The sequence below is a fragment of the Streptomyces luteoverticillatus genome, assembly GCF_003970715.1.
GTDB classification, from domain to species: Bacteria; Actinomycetota; Actinomycetes; order Streptomycetales; family Streptomycetaceae; genus Streptomyces; species Streptomyces abikoensis.
The window spans coordinates 5,736,842-5,752,794 of record NZ_CP034587.1; the positions used below are offsets into that span (position 1 = coordinate 5,736,842).

Sequence of the window (15,953 nt, forward strand, 5' to 3'; positions counted from 1 at the left end):
CGTGCAGCCCGAACAGCTCACCACCCCCGGCGAACCGCTGGGCCCGCCCCGGCGCGCCCCCCGCTGGGTCAAACCCCTGATCATCTTCCTGCTCGTCGCCATCCCCGCCGGATACCTCTACATCTCCGCGATGCAGAGCCGCGGTGGCAGCGAGTCCAAGCGTGAGGAAGCGGCTCAGACGGGGCTGGAGTCCGGCTGGCCGTCGCGCCTGCAGCGCCGCATCTACGGGATGACGGTGCCGCCGGGCGCCGCGTACGTGGCCCACTACGAGACCAACTCGTGGAAGTCCAGCTCGCTGTACCTCCAGTTCACCACCACCGGCGACAGGCTCGACCACTGGCTGGAGCAGCTCGGCACCTCCTCCGCCGAACTCCAGCCCGGCAAGGTGACCATCGACAAGGACGAGGCGGACGTCGTCGGCTGGAAGTTCGGCCCCGACGACCACCACTGGCGGGGCACGGCCGTCTCCCACGACAAGCCCGAGCCGAACTTCGAGATCGTCGTCAACTGGGACAACCCCAACCGCCCCCGCGCGTATGTGATCTCCACGACGACTCCGTGACGACGAGTCCGTGACGACGGCCCGTCCGGGGCCCTGATGAGCGCGTATGCTGCCGCTGCCGCTGCCGCTGCCGCTGCCGCTGCCGCTGCCGCGAATGGAGATCCGCACAGCCTCTGACGAGGACTGGCCGGGCGTGTACCGGCTCCACTCCGTGATCATGGCCGAGGGCAGGACGTACGCGTTTCCCGAGGGGCAGACCCTCGAGGAGGCGCGGCCGTGGTGGATGGAGCGCCAAGGGCCTCGTGAAACGAGTGCGCGACGGAGAGGACCGGCGCACCGTCAAGATCCACCTCACCGACCACGGGCACGAGGTCACACGGGCCGTCTTCACCGACCACCTGGCGAACTACGCGCGACTGCTCGCCGACGTGGACCGTGACCTGGTCGAGCAGGCCGCCGAGGGCCTCCGGCCGGTGCTGGAAGCCCTCGGGGACACCACCCTCAACTGACGCCCGCCCGGCACACGGCCGACGAGAAGAGGTCTGCGAACGTCAGCGCTCGGCTCGATGCCGAGATCGGGTGTCGCGTCCCGTCGCGATCAACGCACCAGGGGGCGTAGGGACAGTGGCCGGCCGTCTCGCGGTGATCGACGGCTCGGCCGGTTCACGCCTGGAACTCGGTGAGATCGATGGCGTGAACGAGCAGCGGGTAGCCGTACACGGGGTGTGCCGTCTCCCGCTCGGGCACCATGCCGAGCTTGCGGATGACGTTCTCGGAGGCGTCGTCCCCCACCCGGCTGATGCTGATGACGCGGTCCAGGCCGCGCTCCTGGAGCGCGAACTCCAGCGTGGCGTGCGCGGCTTCGGACGCGTATCCCTGCCCCCAGAACTGTGAGCCGAGCCGCCAGCTGATCGCCACGGCGGGCATCACCTCCGGCAGGAACTCGGGCACGGACAGTCCCGTGAAGCCGATCAGCTCCCCCGAGGCCAGCAGCTCGACGGCGAAGAGTCCGAAGCCCTCCTCGTCCCACTCCTCCTCCCACCGCTCGATGTCCTCGGCCGTGTCCTCCAGATCGCGCACCGAGCCGTCGTCGATCCAGTGCATGACCCGAGGGTCCGCGTTGATGTCCGCCATGGGCGCGAGGTCGTCGTCGTGCCAGCTGCGGAGGAGGAGGCGGGGGGTGCGGATCTCGGTCATGGGGTCCATCCTGCCGAAGACGAGCACCTCACCGGTAATCCGGCACCCGCCCACCCGCGCCGCCGCTCCCGTGCCCGCGCCCCCGAAGGCGCGGGCACTGATGGCGCATCGGACTGGTCCGCTATCAGTTCTGGCAGGTGTCCCCACCCCCCACCGTGGCAGCGATGTGAGATGTGGGAGCGTGAGCGGGTGAGCGAGACGATGAACAAAACCCTGCAATACCGCTCTGACGGGCCGGAAGACGCCCCGGTCCTGGTCCTGGGCCCGGCCCTCGGTACTACATGGCACATGTGGGACCGGCAGATACCCGAGCTGACCCGCCGTGGGCGGGTCATTCGCTTCGACCTGCCGGGACACGGTGGCGCCCCGCGCAACCCGCTGCCACGATCGGTGAGCTCACCGACCGGCTGCTGGCGACGCTCGACGCGCTCGGTGTCGACCGCTTCGCGTACGTGGGCTGCTGTGTCTCCGGTGCCATCGGTACCGACCTCGCCCTGCGCCACCCGCGGCGGCTCCTCTCGCTCGCCGTCGTCGGCTCCGCCGCGCACTTCGAGGCCGCGCCGCGCGGCGGGATGCGCGCCGCCGACGTCAGGGCCGGCGGCCTCGAGCCGGTGGCCCGGACGGCACCCGAACGCTGGTTCACCCCCGCGTTCGCGGGCGCCCAGCCGGCGATCGTCGACTGGGCCGTCCAGATGGTCCGGACGACCGACATGGCCTGCTACGAGGCGGCGTGCGAGGCACTCGCCGCGTTCGACGTCCGCGCCGAGCTGGGCCGCATCGACCTGCCGGCGCTGGTCATCGTCGGCGCGGACGACCAGGTGACCCCGGCCGCCGACGCCCGCGTCCTCGTCGCGGGCATCCACGACGCCCGCCTCGCCGTCGTCCCGGGAGCCCGCCACCTCGTCCCGGTGGAACAGCCAACGGCCGTGACGGACCTTTTGGCCCGGCACTTGCCGGGGCCGCAGGGCGGGCAGGGCCCGGCGGGTGGCGCGCAGGGTCCCCAGGGGCCGGTAGCCCGGTCGGCTTCGGGCCCCGCCTCCGCCTCCGCCTCCGTCCCGGCTGCGGCCCCGGCCTCGTCCGAGCCCGCCATGGCGGAGAGCCCGGAGGCGAACCCGTACCGGACAACGGGCCCGACGGAGGCGGCTGGCGCGTCCGGCAGCGGGAATCCGTACGCGGACGGCGGGCGTGGGGTGGACCGCGCTGGCGGAGACAGTCGCTCCGGCGACGGCGCCCTGGCGGGCACCGGAACCCCGATCGGCAGCGCAAGCCCGTACGCGGACGGTGGGCGTGGTGGGGATCGCGCTGGCGGAGTTGGTCGCTCCGGTGATGGGGCCCCCGGTGAGGGGGATACCCACGGTGGCGCGGCTCGTGCGGTCGACAGCGGAAACCCGTACAACGACACCGTCCGGATCACGGAACGCGCTGCCGGAGGCGGCCGGGCCGGGGGCGGTGGGGCGTCGTACGCCGACACCGTGCGCATCGGTGCCCGTGGCGCCGGTGGCGCCGGAGGGCCGGTGCCTGACGAGGGCCGTGTCACCGGCCCTGACGCGGCCCGCCCTTCCGTCGGCGGCGACCCGCAGCACCCCACCACCCCGGACGCGGAACGCGCTGGCGGAGTCGGTCGCTCCGGCGATAGGGCCCCCGGTGAGGGGGATACCCCGGCCGGGCCGCGACGGGTCGTCGACAGCGGGAATCCGCACGCGGACGCCGCGCCGAGCGCGGGCCGCGCCGGCGGAAGCGGCGGGCAGGACCCAGCACGCCATGCCGACCCCGCCGGAGGCGGCGACCCGCACGCGCGTGGTCTGCGGCTGCGCCGCGAGGTGCTCGGCGCGGGCGACGCGCTCGCGCGGCACCTCGACCCCGGCGACTTCTCCGCCGACTACGAGGACCTCGTCACCCGAGTCGCCTGGGGCGACGTCTGGTCGCGGCCCGGGCTCGACCGGCGGACCCGGTTCCTCCTCACGCTCACCGCGCTGACCGCCGGTGGCCACCTCGACGAGCTGGCCACCCACACCCGTGCCGCCCTGCGCGGCGGCGTGAGCCCGGACGAGATAAAGGAAACGTTGCTGCACGCGTCCCTCTACTGCGGTCTGCCCGCCGCCGGCCGGGCCTTCGAGGTCGCCCGCCGCGTCGTCGCCGAGGAAACGGAGGCGTAGACGGAAACGGAGGCGTAGACGGAGGAGTAAAGGGAGGCGTAGTCGGAGACGCGTGCAAGATGAGGTCATGAAGCTGACCAAGCAGAGCCACGCCTGCATCCGGCTGGAGAAGGACGACGGCCGCACCCTCGTCATCGACCCGGGAGGGTTCAGCGAGGCCGACGCCGCCGTCGGGGCGGACGCGATCCTCGTCACCCACGAGCACCCGGACCACTTCGACGAGGGCCGGCTGCGCGCCGCCCTGGACGCCAACCCGGCCGCCGAGCTGTGGACGCTGCGCAGCGTCGCGGAGCAGGTCTCGGCGGCCTTCCCCGGCCGGGTGCACACCGTCGGGGAGGGCGACGCGTTCAGCGCCGCCGGCTTCGACGTCCAGGTGCACGGGCAGCTGCACGCCGTGATCCACCCGGACATCCCGAGGATCACCAACGTCGGCTACCTCGTCGACGGCGCGCTCTTCCACCCCGGCGACGCGCTGACCCTCCCCGGGCAGCCGGTCGAGACGCTGATGGTCCCCGTCATGGCCCCCTGGAACAAGGTCGCCGACGTCATCGACTACATCCGCGAGGTCAAGCCGCGCCGCGCCATCGACATCCACGACGCGCTCCTCACCGACCTCGCCCGGCCGGTGTACGACCGGATGCTCGGCCCCAACGGTCCCGGCGTCGGCGGGGCGGAGCACTCCCGGCTCGCCGCCGGCCAGAGCGTCCGGCTCTGACGAGCCCCTGACGAATCTCTGGCGAATCTCTGGCGAGCGAATCTCCGGCGGCCCTCTGACCTGCGTGGATCCGCTCGCCACCCCGCACTGTCACACCCGGCCGTTAGGGTGGCCGCATGCGCATCGCCACCTGGAACGTGAACTCGATCACCGCCCGACTGCCGAGGCTCCTGGCCTGGCTGGAGAGCAGCGGCACGGACGTGCTGTGCATCCAGGAGACCAAGTGCTCCGCCGAGCAGTTCCCCGCCGACGAGCTGCGCGCCCTGGGCTACGAGTCCGCGGTCAACGCCGACGGCCGGTGGAACGGCGTGGCCCTGCTCTCCCGCGTCGGCCTGGAGGAGGTCGTCTCCGGTCTGCCCGGCGGCCCGGAGTACGACGGCGCGCAGGAGCCCCGCGCGATCTCGGCGACGTGCGGCGGCGTCCGCGTCTGGTCGGTCTACGTGCCCAACGGCCGCGAGGTCGGTCACGACCACTACGCGTACAAGCTCCGCTGGCTGGAGGCCCTGCGCGACGCGGTCGTGGCCGACGCCACGGGGGAGCGGCCGTTCGCCGTCCTCGGCGACTTCAACATCGCCCCGACCGACGACGACGTCTTCGACCCGGCCGTCTTCGAGGGCGCCACGCACGTGACGCCCGCGGAGCGCGCCGCGCTCGCCGCCCTGCGCGACGCGGGCCTGTCGGACGTCGTCCCCCGCCCCCTGAAGTACGACCACCCGTACACCTACTGGGACTACCGCCAGCTCTGCTTCCCGAAGAACCGCGGCATGCGCATCGACCTCGCCTACGCCAACGCGTCCTTCACCGGCGCGGTCAAGGACGCCTACGTCGACCGCGAGGAGCGCAAGGGCAAGGGCGCCTCCGACCACGCCCCGGTCGTCGTCGACCTGGACGTCTGAGGGCTGCCACTACCCGAGGGCCGACCCCCGACGGCCGGGAGCCCCCCCCCGGGTGGGCGCCCCGCCTCCCCCGCTCAGATCAGCTCCCGCAAATCGATCGCCTCGCTGAACGCCCGCATCCCCGCGTCGTTGGGGTGGAGGTGGTCGCCGCCGTCGAAGCGCGGCAGCATGCGGTCGGGCCGGTCCGGGTCGCGGACCGCCGCGTCGAAGTCGAAGACGGCGTCGTAGAGCCCCAGCCCCGCCCGGATGTGCCGGTTGACGGCGACGCGGTACGACTCCGCCTCGTCCGTGCAGTCGAAGAAGCCGCCGCACGGCGCGATGGTGGCCACCGCCACGCGCATGCCCCGTTCGTGGGCGGTCGCCGCGATCCTCTTCAGGGTGGCGATGACCTCGTCGCCCGTCGTCCCGGCGCGGATGTCGTTGACGCCCTCGAAGACCACGACGGTCCGGGCGCCGGTCTGCGCCAGCACGTCGCGCTCCAGCCGGTGCTCCGCGCTCACCCCGCTCAGCACCGAGCTGGCCCCGGTGCCCGGGTAGCGGTCGGTCACGACGCGGTTGCCGGAGATGCCTTGGTTGAGGACGCCGAAGCGGGGCACGTCCCGCTGGTCGCGCAGCCGCCGGGCCAGGAGGTCCGGCCAGCGCCTGTTCGCCCCCGGCGTGGAGCGCTCGCCGTCGGTGATGGAGTCGCCGAGGGCGACCACCGAGCCGGGGCCGCCGGCCACGTCCACCCCCGTCAGCAGGGGCCAGCTCGGCAGCGCGGTGCCGTACGCCTCCCCGCCCCGCTCGCCCGTGCGGTCGCCCGCGCCGTCGGCGCTGAGGTAGGAGGTCTGGCTGGTGTAGCTGTGCACGGGCAGGGCCCGGACGGTCCCCGGCAGGTGGATGCTCACCAGGAGGTCGGTGTCCGGCGGCACCCGGAAGCCCACCGGGTCGCTGAACTGCTGGGCCCCGGCCGGGAGTTCCGTCCCGGACCGGCCCCCGAAGGCCAGCGGCACCGCCCGCCCGGCCGTCGCCGCGCCCTTGCCCCGCAACGCCACCGTCGCGTGCCCGATCCGGACGGGGGCGGGGGAGAAGGTGTTCTCCAGCCGGATCCGGGCGCGCGGCCCGCCCGCGCTGCTGTGCACGACCAGCCGGAGCGTCCGGTCCGTCCACGGGCCCACCGTCGTGTACCCGGACGTGGACGCCGCCCAGGTACCGGTCCACCCGTTCGAGGGACCGCGCAGGGCGAGGGAGAAGACGTGCAGCCCCGCCTCGCGGCCGGCCCTCGGCAGGGTCACGGAGGAGACCTCGCGACCGCGCTCGACGGGCACGGTCACCGCGTACAGCCGGACGGTCCCGGCCCGCCGGCCGTCGGGCGTGTTGCGGTGGGGGAGACCCAGGAGCTTGGTGGGGAGCGGGCCGGTGCGCCAGTCCGGGGCGCGCAGCCGGTACGTGCTCCGGGAGCCGTCCCGGTAGCGGACGAGGCCCGTACCGGCCGCGCCGTCGCGCGTTCGCGCGCCCGGTCCGCCGCCCGCCACCAGGAACGTCAGGGCCTCGCCGCGTCCGCTCAGCCGTACGGCCTGGCCGGCCGCGAGGACGTTGTCGGGGCGGCCCGGTGCCGTGGCGGGCCAGCGCAGCGCGGCGCCGTCCACGGCGATCGTCCGGCCGGGGGTCCAGCCGGCGGCCCTGAGCTCCTGGGCGGAGAAGGAGTCGCCCCGCCCGTCGAAGTCCGCGGCCCCCGGGTGGGCGTCGTCGCTGACGCCCCGGTTGTCGAAGAGCCGCTCCAGGGGGAGCGGCTCTCCGTCCGGCGCGGCGTCGCCAAGGAGGACGGGATCCGGTACCGGGTCCGGTGCGGGATCCGGAGTGGGGTTGTCCGGCCCGGTGACGTCCGCCGCCTCGGCGCGGTCCGGGCCGGGGTCCGCGGTCGCGGGGAGCGCGCCCAGTCCCAGGGCGCAGGCCGCGGCCACCGCGACGACACCCGTCGCGACCGTCCGGCGGGCGGCGGCGACCGGTCTGTGACGTGTCCTGCCGGGCGTCCCGATGGACGCCCCGCGCTTCGATGTCCGGAGCATGCGCGTCATGCCTCCCAGCGTTCCGTCGCTCTGAGTGTGACGGGATCGTGTGGCGGGATGAAGTTAAGGAGACGGCTGGGGAACGTCAAGGAGGCCGCGCGGCCACGTCGTTCACCGCGCGCCGGTGGTGGGGCCATCCGTGCGAGTGAGATCCTGCGCGGTATGAACATTCCCTTCTTGGACGGCTGGCGCAAGCGGCACGGTCAGTCGCACGGTGCGGTGCCGCCCGAGGTCGCGGACAGGGACCCGGAGGGCCTGGCCGAGCTGCTGGCCGAGTGCGAACTGCTGCGCGCCCAAGCGAAGTCGGCGGGTGTCGCGCTCGACGACGCGCCGTCGTCCCTGGAGGCGCTGGACCAGCTCCAGCCGCGCTGGCGCGACGACCCCGAACTGCTGCCCTGGCTGGGCAACGACGCGGGGCTCTACCTGGGCACCGTCGTCGTCCGCACGGTCCGGGGCGCCGGCTGGTGGCTGCGGCAGGACGGCCAGCCGGTGGTGCGGCTGGCCGGCGGCCGGGAGATCGACGTGGTGGAGGCCGGTCAGGCGTGGGCGGCCGAGGGCGCGCCGGAGCTGTCGCAGCTCTACGCGGAGCTCGCCGAGATCTGACGCCCGCCGACGGCGTGCCGGCGAACGTCCGTCTGGACGTTTGCCTGAACGTCCGTCTGAACGTCCGTCTGAACGTCCGTCTGAACGTCCGCCTGCACGTCCGTCAGCTCGTGAACGCGATGGTGTACTCCAGTCGCCAGCGGTCCGCGCGGACCACGATGTCCGACGTCTCCACGGCCCGGTCGTCGCCGTCGAAGTGCGTGCGCTCCACGACGGTGACGCACTGGCCCGCCGCGCACCCCAGGGCCTCCGCCTCCGGCGTGGTGGCCGGTCGGGAGCCCACCAGCTCACGGGCCCTGACGACGCGGACGCCGATGGCGGCGAGCCTGCCGCGCACCCCGCGCCGGGCGTAGGGGCCGCGCTCGGGGAGGGCCACGTCGGTGCCCTCGGTGATGGTCAGCGGCTCCCAGCTGGTGGCGAGCTGTACGGGGTGCCGGTTGGCCAGGTACTCGTACTGGGTGCACAGCACGGGTTCGCCGGTGCCGATGCCCAGCCGTTCGGCGATCGGGGCCGGGGCGGGCGTCTCGCTGGAGGTGGCCTCCCACGTCAGCGTGGTGTCCCGGGCCGGCGTGGCGTCCCGGGACAGGGCGGCGTCCTCGCCCGCCCCCGGGACGGACGCACCCGGCGCACCCGGCCCACCCGGCGCGCCCCTGCCGCCGTAGCAGCGGATCTGCGCCGCGAAGGGCGAGTCCACCGCCCCGGTCGAGCGCAGCAGCGTGCCCAGGGGCGCCCGGTCGGTGACGAACACCCCCCGCCCGAACTGGCCCTCCGCGTAGCCGGCCGCCTTCAGTACCCGTACCGCCCGGTCCACGGTCTGATCGCTGGCCTCGTACGCGCGTTTGAGCTCGGAGCGGGACGGGATGCGGTCGCCTACGGCGAGCCCACCCTCGTCGATCCGCCGCCGCAGGTCGTCCGCGATGCGCAGATATACGGGCCTGCTGTCGCCCACGTGGGGCTCCCTTCCCCCTCGGTTCCCCCGTCCGGACCCCACAGGCTAGGTACCCAGGCTGGGTCTGTGTACCTAGGGGGAACCTAGGGCAAATGGCGGCTCGCGCCGACCCGTTCCGGTGCCATCCCCGCCCCGGCCGTGTGTCACCGCCGGGGCGCCGATTCTCGGCGGACTACGGTGCGGCGACCGCCGGAGCGCCGAGAGCGAGTGGGTAGGACTGGTATGGCCGTCGAGCCATTGAACGAGCCATTGAACGAGCCACTGCATGAGCCATTGATCGAGCTGCGTGGCGTCAACAAGCACTACGGGAAACTGCACGTGCTGAAGGACGTCAACCTCACCGTCGGCCGCGGCGAGGTGGTGGTGGTCATCGGCCCCTCGGGCTCGGGGAAGTCCACCCTGTGCCGGACCATCAACCGGCTCGAACCGGTGGAGTCCGGCACCATCACCCTCGACGGGCAGCCGCTGCCGGAGGAGGGCCGGGATCTCGCCCGGCTCCGCGCCGAGGTCGGCATGGTCTTCCAGTCCTTCAACCTCTTCGCGCACAAGACCGTCCTCGCCAATGTCTCCCTCGCCCAGGTCAAGGTACGCAAGCGCGGCAAGGAGGAGGCCGACCGGCGCTCGCGCGAACTCCTGGAGAGGGTGGGGCTGCTGGCCCACGCCGAGAAGTACCCCGCCCAGCTCTCCGGCGGCCAGCAGCAGCGCGTCGCCATCGCCCGCGCGCTGGCCATGGACCCCAAGGCGCTCCTCTTCGACGAGCCGACCTCGGCCCTGGACCCGGAGATGATCAACGAGGTGCTGGAGGTCATGCGGCAGCTCGCCAGGGAGGGCCGGACGATGGTCGTCGTCACCCATGAGATGGGCTTCGCCCGCTACGCCGCCAACCGCGTCGTCTTCATGGCGGACGGCCGCATCGTCGAGGACCGCACGCCCGAGGAGTTCTTCACCGCGCCCGAGAGCGAGCGCGCCAAGGACTTCCTGTCCAAGATCCTCAAGCACTGAGGGGGGCGGACCGACCATGGGACGTCGCCTCACCGCCTTCGCCGCCCTCGCCGTCACGGGCCTCGCCGCCCTCCTCGCCGCCGCCTGCGGCAAGGAGGGCAGCCCGCCCGTCAAGGGGCCCAAGCCGGCGGCGCTGCCCGTCTACCAGGTCGCGCAGGGGTTCCGGCTGCCGGACTCCGCCACCTGGCGGGCCGCCGAGCGCCGCGGCCACCTCGTCGCCGGCGTCAAGGAGGACCAGCCCTACCTGGGCCAGAAGGACCCCTCGTCCGGCGTCTACTCCGGCTTCGACATCGAGATCGCGAAGATGATGTCCGCCTCCCTCGGCTTCGACCCGAAGACCCTCGCCTTCCGGACCATCGCCTCCGCCAACCGCGAGACCGCCCTCCAGAACGGTCAGATCGACTACTACGTCGGCACCTACACCATCAACGCGCTGCGCAAGAAGCAGGTCGGCTTCGCCGGGCCGTACTTCATCGCCGGGCAGGACCTGCTGATCCGCAAGAACGAGAAGGGCATCGACGGCCCCCAGGACCTGGCCGGCAAACGCGTCTGCTCGGCGGCCGGCTCCACCCCGCTCCGGCGCATCGAGAGCGACTACCCCAAGGCCCACGCCGTCGCCTACGACACGTACTCCATCTGCGTGGACAACCTCCTCAGCCTCCAGGTGGACGCCGTCACCACCGACAACACCATCCTCCTGGGGTACGCCGCCAAGGCCCCCGAGGAGCTGAAGGTCGTGGGCCGGCCCTTCTCCCAGGAGCCCTACGGCATCGGCGTCCCCCACAACGACACGGCCCTGCGCCTCGCCCTCGACGACGCCATCACGGCCCACGAGAAGAACGGCGACTGGACGAAGGCCTACGACGCCACCCTCGGCCTGTCCGGGCACCCCGCCCCGAGGCCGCCCGCCGTCGACCGCTACCCGGCGGGCTGAGGAGGACGAGAACCCGCATGAACGTGCTCACCGACAACTTCGCCCTCTACGGCAAGGGCTTCCTCGGCACCGTCGAACTCACCGTCTACGCCTCGCTGCTCGCGCTCGTCCTCGGCTTCCTCATGGCCTCCTTCCGCGTCGCCCCCGTCGGCTCGCTGCGCGTCTTCGGCACGGTGTGGGTGACGGTGCTGCGCAACACCCCGCTCACCCTGCTCTTCTTCGCCGTCCTGCTGGGCCTGCCGCGCTTCGGGATCGTCCTGCCCTTCCAGCTCTTCGCGGTCCTCGCCCTGGGCTGCTACACCTCCGCCTTCATCTGCGAGGCGCTGCGCTCCGGCATCAACACCGTGCCGACCGGTCAGGGCGAGGCGGCCCGCAGCCTCGGCATGACCTTCGGCCAGACCCTCGGCGCCGTCGTCCTGCCCCAGGCCTTCCGCTCGGTCATCCCGCCGGTCGGCTCCACGCTCATCGCCCTCGCCAAGAACTCCGCGATCGCCGGCTCGTTCAGCGTCACCGAGCTCCTCGGCACCTACAAGACGCTCAACGAGCTCGGCTACAGCATCGTCTGGTCGTTCATCTGGATCGCCGTCGGCTACCTGATCGTGACCCTGTCCATCAGCGCGCTGTTCAACGTGCTGGAGAAGCGCTGGGGAGTCGCCCGATGACCGCGCACGCGCCGGCCGCCACCGCCCTCTACGACGTCCCCGGCCCCCACGCCCGCCGCCGTCACCTGCTCTACGGGCTGGCCGCCACCGCCGTCATCGCCGGCATCGTCGCCTGGGTCGTCGTCCTCCTCGTCGACACCCACCAGTTCACGGCCGCGAAGTGGTCCCCCTTCGAGTACAAGGGCGTCCAGGAACTCCTGCTGCGCGGCCTCGCCAACACCCTGCGCGCCTTCGGCTACGCCGCCGTCCTCTCCCTCGCCCTCGGCGGCCTCCTGGCCTGCGGCCGGCTCTCCGAGCACCGGCCGCTGCGCTGGGCCGCCACGCTCGTCGTGGAGTTCTTCCGGGCGATGCCCGTCCTGGTGATGATCTTCTTCGTCTTCGTCGCCCTCAAGGTCCAGCCCCTGCCCGCCCTGGTCACCGGCCTGACCCTCTACAACGGCTCGGTCCTCGCCGAGGTCTTCCGCACCGGCGTCAACGCGGTCGACCGCGGCCAGCGGGAGGCCGCGTACTCCCTGGGCATGTACAAGACCCAGGTGATGACCCACATCCTCGTCCCCCAGGCGCTGCGCGCCATGCTGCCCACCATCATCAGCCAGCTCGTCGTCGCCCTGAAGGACACCTCGCTGGGCTTCCTCATCACCTACGAGGAGTTCCTCCACGCCGGCAAGCTGATCGCCAGCAATCTCGACTACGACCTGCCGTTCATCCCCGTCGTGATGATCATCTGCCCGATCTACATCGGGATGTGCATGCTGCTCTCCTGGCTCGCCACCTGGGCGGCCAAGCGCCAGCGCCGCAGCCCCAAGACGGAGGCCGTCGAGGTCGCCCCCGCGGAACCGGTCACCATGATGCCGGGCACGGGGACGCACCCCTAACGTAGGGGAGCCGATGTGAAGGAGGGGGCCGCGGATGTCGGATCCGGACGCGAAGCGGGTCTGGAAGTTCAGCAACCGGATACGGGGTGGTCGCGCGGGTGTCATCGTGCAGGCCATGCACGCGCGCGTGCTGATACCCGCACCCTGTTGCATCCCGCACATGCTGCCGGCCGAGCCGGACGACTTCGTCGATCGCGTCGAGATCCGCAAACAGCTGGCCAGGTTGCTCGGTGATCTGAAACAGCGGAGGTCCGCAGCCGTCATCGTCCTGCACGGCCCCCCGGGCGTGGGCAAGACGGCGATGGCCCTGCATTGCGCGCATGCCCAGCTCGCGGACTTCCCTGGCGGGCATTTCTACGCGGACATGAACCCTCTCGGCACGCGCAAGGGGAGGAATTCCGGCGATGTACTCGCCGATTTCCTGGCCGAGCTCGGGCTGCCGACCGATGAGCTGCCCTCGGACCCTTCAGCGCGTGCCTCTCGCTTCAGGTCGTACACCAGCGGTGCGCCGTGCCTGGTCCTGCTGGACAACGTCGTCGACGAGGAGCAGGTACGACCTTTCATCCCCAGCCATCCGGCGAGCCTGGTGCTGGTGACCAGCCGAAAGAGCCTGGCCGGGCTTCGTGCCGAGGGCCCGAAGGCGAACTACATCCCCCTCAAGGGGCTCGACGACGAGGCGTGCACCGAGCTCTTCCTCCTCGCGGCCGATGAGATCGCCGACCTGGACCGCGAGGTGTTGCGCCGTGTGATTCCCGCCTGCGGCGGCCTGCCTGGCGCAGTGAGGATCGCCAGGGCATGCTCGGCGGACAGTTTGCGAGGAGGCTTCCGGGCCTTTGTCGATCGTCTGGAGGCCGCGGATCCATCGGTGGACGCATTCTCGCTCTCGGACGTGTCGATGCGCCGGGTCTTCGATCCCTCCTACCAGTTTCTCGACCCTGTCACCGCCAAGGCCTTCCGTGCCCTGGGGGCGCATCCCACGCCTGAGTTCGGTCACGAACTGGTGGTGGCACTGGGAGGCGGGGCCGGCGCCGGTGAGCGGGCTCTGCACCGGTTGCTGGACGCTCACCTCCTCGAGCGTTCCACAGCAGGCCGGTACGGGATGAGCACGATGCTCCACGGGTACGCCCGGACCCTGGCGAGCCGGCCCGAGCACGAAGCCGAAATCGAGGAGGCCGTGCGGACGATGACCGACTGGTACCTCCTGAGGGCCTCAGCCGTGGAAGCACTGCTCTTGGACCGCTGGAGATGCGGACCGCTCTTCGCCGACCCGGCACGGTTGGCGGCGGTGTTCGGGAACAGCGAGGACGCTCCGAGGGCCTTCGCCGGGGAGCTGCGAAGTGTACTCGCCGTTGTCGCCACCGCCCGCGAGCGGAACCAGCACGCCGTCGTCTGCCAATTCGCCGAAGCCTTGCACGGAGTGTTCTTCCGGGGCGCGCCGTACGAGGAATGGCCGATCATGTGCGAGTGGGCTGTCGAAGCGGCCCTCGGCCTGGGCGATGACCTGCTGCTGGCCCGGATGCGCTACGAGGCGGCTTTCGCCTTCTTGAGCCGTTCCCGACCCGGTGACCTCGATGCCGCGCGTACGCACTACAAGGAATCGTTGAGAGCCGCGCGTACCGTCGGGCACCCGCGCACCGTCTCGTCGGCCCTCGAGGGACTCGGGCAAGTGGAAGCCCGAAGAGGCCGCCCTCTTGTCGCCTCCTGGTACTTCCGGCAGGCATTCGAGGCCCTCGAAGGAGTCGATCACCCACGTGGCCGGGCCTTGCTCGAGTACCACATGGGTCGCGCCTCCTCCGCCGCCGGCAAATACGAGGATGCCGCTCATCGCTTGCTTCTCGCTGACAGTCTCTTCCGTGCCCTGCCCGTTCCCGATCGCTTCAACGCGGCCAAATCGCTGACTCGTTACGCGGAGATGTGCCTGGAAACGGGCAGGGCCGAAGAGGCGCTGACCTCATTGGAAAGAGCATTCGAGACGCTGTCCCGTGAACACGCTCCGAAGGAACGGGCTCGTGTCCTGCTCGTCCGGGGCGACGCGAAGGCCATGTTTGGGCGACGGGAAGCGGCGCTGGCCGACTGGCGGGAGGCTCTCGACGCCTTCATCGGACTCGGCAGCCTCGAGGTCGACGAGGTGCGCCGACGGCTGTCGCCTTACGCGTCCGCTCCCAGCCACAGGTCCGGGCCGAAGACCTCGTAGTGGATGTCGGCCGGGGCCACGCCCGCCGTGAGGAGCTGGGCGCGGGCCGTCTTCAGGAAGGGGAGGGGGCCGCAGAGGTAGGCGATGGTGCCGGTGGGGATGTCGAGGGTGGTGAGGTCCGCGCGGCCCGTGCGGTCGGCGGGGTGGGCGGCCTCCGGGTTCTCGTACCAGACGTGGGCGGCGGCGTCCGGGAGCTTGGCGACGAGCTGGTGGAGGTCGGCGCGGAAGGCGTGGGTGGACTCGCCGCGGTCGGCGTGGACGGCCAGGATGCGCCGGGTGGCGCCGGTGGCGGCCAGGTGGGAGAGCATGCCGATCACCGGGGTGCAGCCGATGCCCGCCGAGGCCAGCAGGACGGGGGAGTCGCCCTCGGCCAGGGTGACGTCGCCGAAGGGGACGCTGACGGTCAGGGTGTCGCCCACGGCGACGTGGTCGTGGAGGTACGTGGAGACCTCGCCCGCGGGGTCGCCGGTCACCCGCTTGACGGAGAACTGGAGGGCGTTGTCCGGGTGGCCGGAGAGGCTGTACTGGCGTATCTGCCGGGCGCCGTCGGGGAGCGTCACCTGGACGGAGACGTACTGGCCGGGGCGCGCGACCGGGAGCGGGCGGTCGTCGGACGGGCGGACGAGGAAGGTGGTGACCTCGGCCGTCTCCTCCCGGCGGGCGACCACGTGGCAGGGGACGAAGACGTCGGCGTCCGGGGTGCCGGCCTGCCTGTAGAGACGGGCCTCCAGGGCGATGAGGGCGTTCGCCATCAGCCAGTAGACCTCGTCCCAGGCGGCGGCGACCTCCGCGGTGACCGCGTCGCCCAGGACCTCGGCGATGGCGGCGAAGAGGTGCTGCTGGACGATCGGGTACTGGTCCGGGGTGATGCCCAGGGAGGCGTGCTTGTGGGCGATGCGGGAGAGCATCGCGTCGGGGCGGACGTCCGGGCGCTCGACCAGGGCCGTGGCGAAGGCGGCGACGGCGCCCGCGAGGGCCTGCTGCTGGCTGCCCTCGGCCTGGTTGCCGCGGTTGAACAGGTCGCGCAGGAGGGCCGGGTGGGCGGCGAAGAGCTTGTCGTAGAAGAGCGTGGTGATGTCACCGATCGCGCCGCCGACGGCGGGCAGGGTGGCACGGACGATCTCGGTCGACGTCGGGGACAGCATCTGGGGCTCCTCCTGCGATCTCTTGATCTCTTAATTGGTATCTGAGATTCGTATTTTTGGGTGTGAGGGAGTGGT

Annotated in this window: 15 protein-coding genes and 1 pseudogene; 12 read left to right on the forward strand and 4 right to left on the reverse strand. The window is 72.0% G+C overall.

Annotation, left to right across the window (positions count from 1 at the left end):
* Position 1: 1 nt before the first annotated feature.
* Both EKH77_RS25625 and EKH77_RS25630 read left to right on the forward strand, forming a co-directional pair.
* Positions 2-562 carry a hypothetical protein gene (locus tag EKH77_RS25625; RefSeq protein WP_126916655.1) on the forward strand — a complete coding sequence of 187 codons (561 nt, stop codon included), beginning with the start codon at positions 2-4 and terminating at the stop codon, positions 560-562.
* Positions 563-813: 251 nt separating this feature from the next.
* The gene (locus EKH77_RS25630; RefSeq protein ID WP_240667526.1) at positions 814-1,011 is read left to right on the forward strand and encodes a hypothetical protein; all 198 of its coding nucleotides are present in this window, start codon (positions 814-816) and stop codon (positions 1,009-1,011) included.
* 154 nt (positions 1,012-1,165) lie between these two features.
* On the opposite strand, the gene EKH77_RS25635 is transcribed toward EKH77_RS25630, so the two are convergent.
* Positions 1,166-1,699: a GNAT family N-acetyltransferase gene (locus tag EKH77_RS25635; RefSeq protein WP_126916656.1), complete on the reverse strand. Its 534-nt coding sequence runs from the start codon at positions 1,697-1,699 to the stop codon at positions 1,166-1,168.
* A 189-nt stretch (positions 1,700-1,888) separates the two neighbouring features.
* Here EKH77_RS25635 and EKH77_RS25640 point away from each other — a divergent pair.
* The 4 genes and pseudogenes from EKH77_RS25640 to EKH77_RS25655 form a co-directional block, all read left to right on the forward strand.
* Positions 1,889-2,649, forward strand: a pseudogene (locus tag EKH77_RS25640) (alpha/beta fold hydrolase); the annotation flags it as partial.
* Positions 2,650-2,787: 138 nt separating this feature from the next.
* A complete protein-coding gene (locus tag EKH77_RS34590; RefSeq protein WP_126918287.1) occupies positions 2,788-3,855 on the forward strand; it encodes a carboxymuconolactone decarboxylase family protein in 1,068 nt (355 codons plus the stop codon).
* Positions 3,856-3,922: 67 nt separating this feature from the next.
* Positions 3,923-4,570, forward strand: a complete 648-nt coding sequence (locus EKH77_RS25650; protein WP_126916657.1) for an MBL fold metallo-hydrolase — start codon at positions 3,923-3,925, stop codon at positions 4,568-4,570.
* A gap of 116 nt (positions 4,571-4,686) precedes the next feature.
* On the forward strand, positions 4,687-5,466 hold the full coding sequence (locus EKH77_RS25655) for an exodeoxyribonuclease III (RefSeq protein WP_126916658.1): 780 nt from the start codon (positions 4,687-4,689) through the stop codon (positions 5,464-5,466).
* Positions 5,467-5,540: 74 nt separating this feature from the next.
* Here the strand turns inward: EKH77_RS25655 and EKH77_RS25660 are convergent, their stop codons facing one another.
* Positions 5,541-7,523: an SGNH/GDSL hydrolase family protein gene (locus tag EKH77_RS25660; RefSeq protein WP_240667527.1), complete on the reverse strand. Its 1,983-nt coding sequence runs from the start codon at positions 7,521-7,523 to the stop codon at positions 5,541-5,543.
* A gap of 153 nt (positions 7,524-7,676) precedes the next feature.
* On the opposite strand from EKH77_RS25660, the gene EKH77_RS25665 reads away from it, so the two are divergent.
* Positions 7,677-8,117 (forward strand): DUF6278 family protein, encoded by a 441-nt coding sequence (locus EKH77_RS25665; protein ID WP_126916659.1) that lies wholly within the window; start codon positions 7,677-7,679, stop codon positions 8,115-8,117.
* 103 nt (positions 8,118-8,220) lie between these two features.
* Here the strand turns inward: EKH77_RS25665 and EKH77_RS25670 are convergent, their stop codons facing one another.
* Complete coding sequence (locus EKH77_RS25670) at positions 8,221-9,066, reverse strand: GntR family transcriptional regulator (RefSeq protein ID WP_126916660.1); 846 nt, start codon at positions 9,064-9,066, stop codon at positions 8,221-8,223.
* A gap of 222 nt (positions 9,067-9,288) precedes the next feature.
* Between EKH77_RS25670 and EKH77_RS25675 the strand changes: the two genes are divergently transcribed.
* The 5 genes from EKH77_RS25675 to EKH77_RS25695 are packed head-to-tail and all read left to right on the forward strand — an operon-like array spanning position 9,289 to position 14,733.
* Positions 9,289-10,068, forward strand: coding sequence for an amino acid ABC transporter ATP-binding protein (locus EKH77_RS25675; RefSeq protein ID WP_126916661.1), 780 nt, complete (start codon positions 9,289-9,291; stop codon positions 10,066-10,068).
* A gap of 16 nt (positions 10,069-10,084) precedes the next feature.
* Positions 10,085-11,002 carry a glutamate ABC transporter substrate-binding protein gene (locus tag EKH77_RS25680; RefSeq protein ID WP_126916662.1) on the forward strand — a complete coding sequence of 306 codons (918 nt, stop codon included), beginning with the start codon at positions 10,085-10,087 and terminating at the stop codon, positions 11,000-11,002.
* 17 nt (positions 11,003-11,019) lie between these two features.
* Entirely contained in the window at positions 11,020-11,664 is a 645-nt protein-coding gene (locus tag EKH77_RS25685; RefSeq protein WP_126916663.1) for an amino acid ABC transporter permease, read from the forward strand.
* The gene (locus EKH77_RS25690) at positions 11,661-12,539 is read left to right on the forward strand and encodes an amino acid ABC transporter permease (protein WP_126916664.1); all 879 of its coding nucleotides are present in this window, start codon (positions 11,661-11,663) and stop codon (positions 12,537-12,539) included. Before EKH77_RS25685 ends, EKH77_RS25690 begins: the two co-directional genes overlap by 4 nt.
* A gap of 34 nt (positions 12,540-12,573) precedes the next feature.
* A complete protein-coding gene (locus tag EKH77_RS25695; RefSeq protein WP_126916665.1) occupies positions 12,574-14,733 on the forward strand; it encodes an NB-ARC domain-containing protein in 2,160 nt (719 codons plus the stop codon).
* Here the strand turns inward: EKH77_RS25695 and EKH77_RS25700 are convergent.
* Entirely contained in the window at positions 14,688-15,878 is a 1,191-nt protein-coding gene (locus tag EKH77_RS25700; RefSeq protein ID WP_126916666.1) for a globin domain-containing protein, read from the reverse strand. The two genes, EKH77_RS25695 and EKH77_RS25700, sit on opposite strands and share 46 nt — an antisense overlap.
* Between the last annotated feature and the right edge of the window lie 75 nt (positions 15,879-15,953).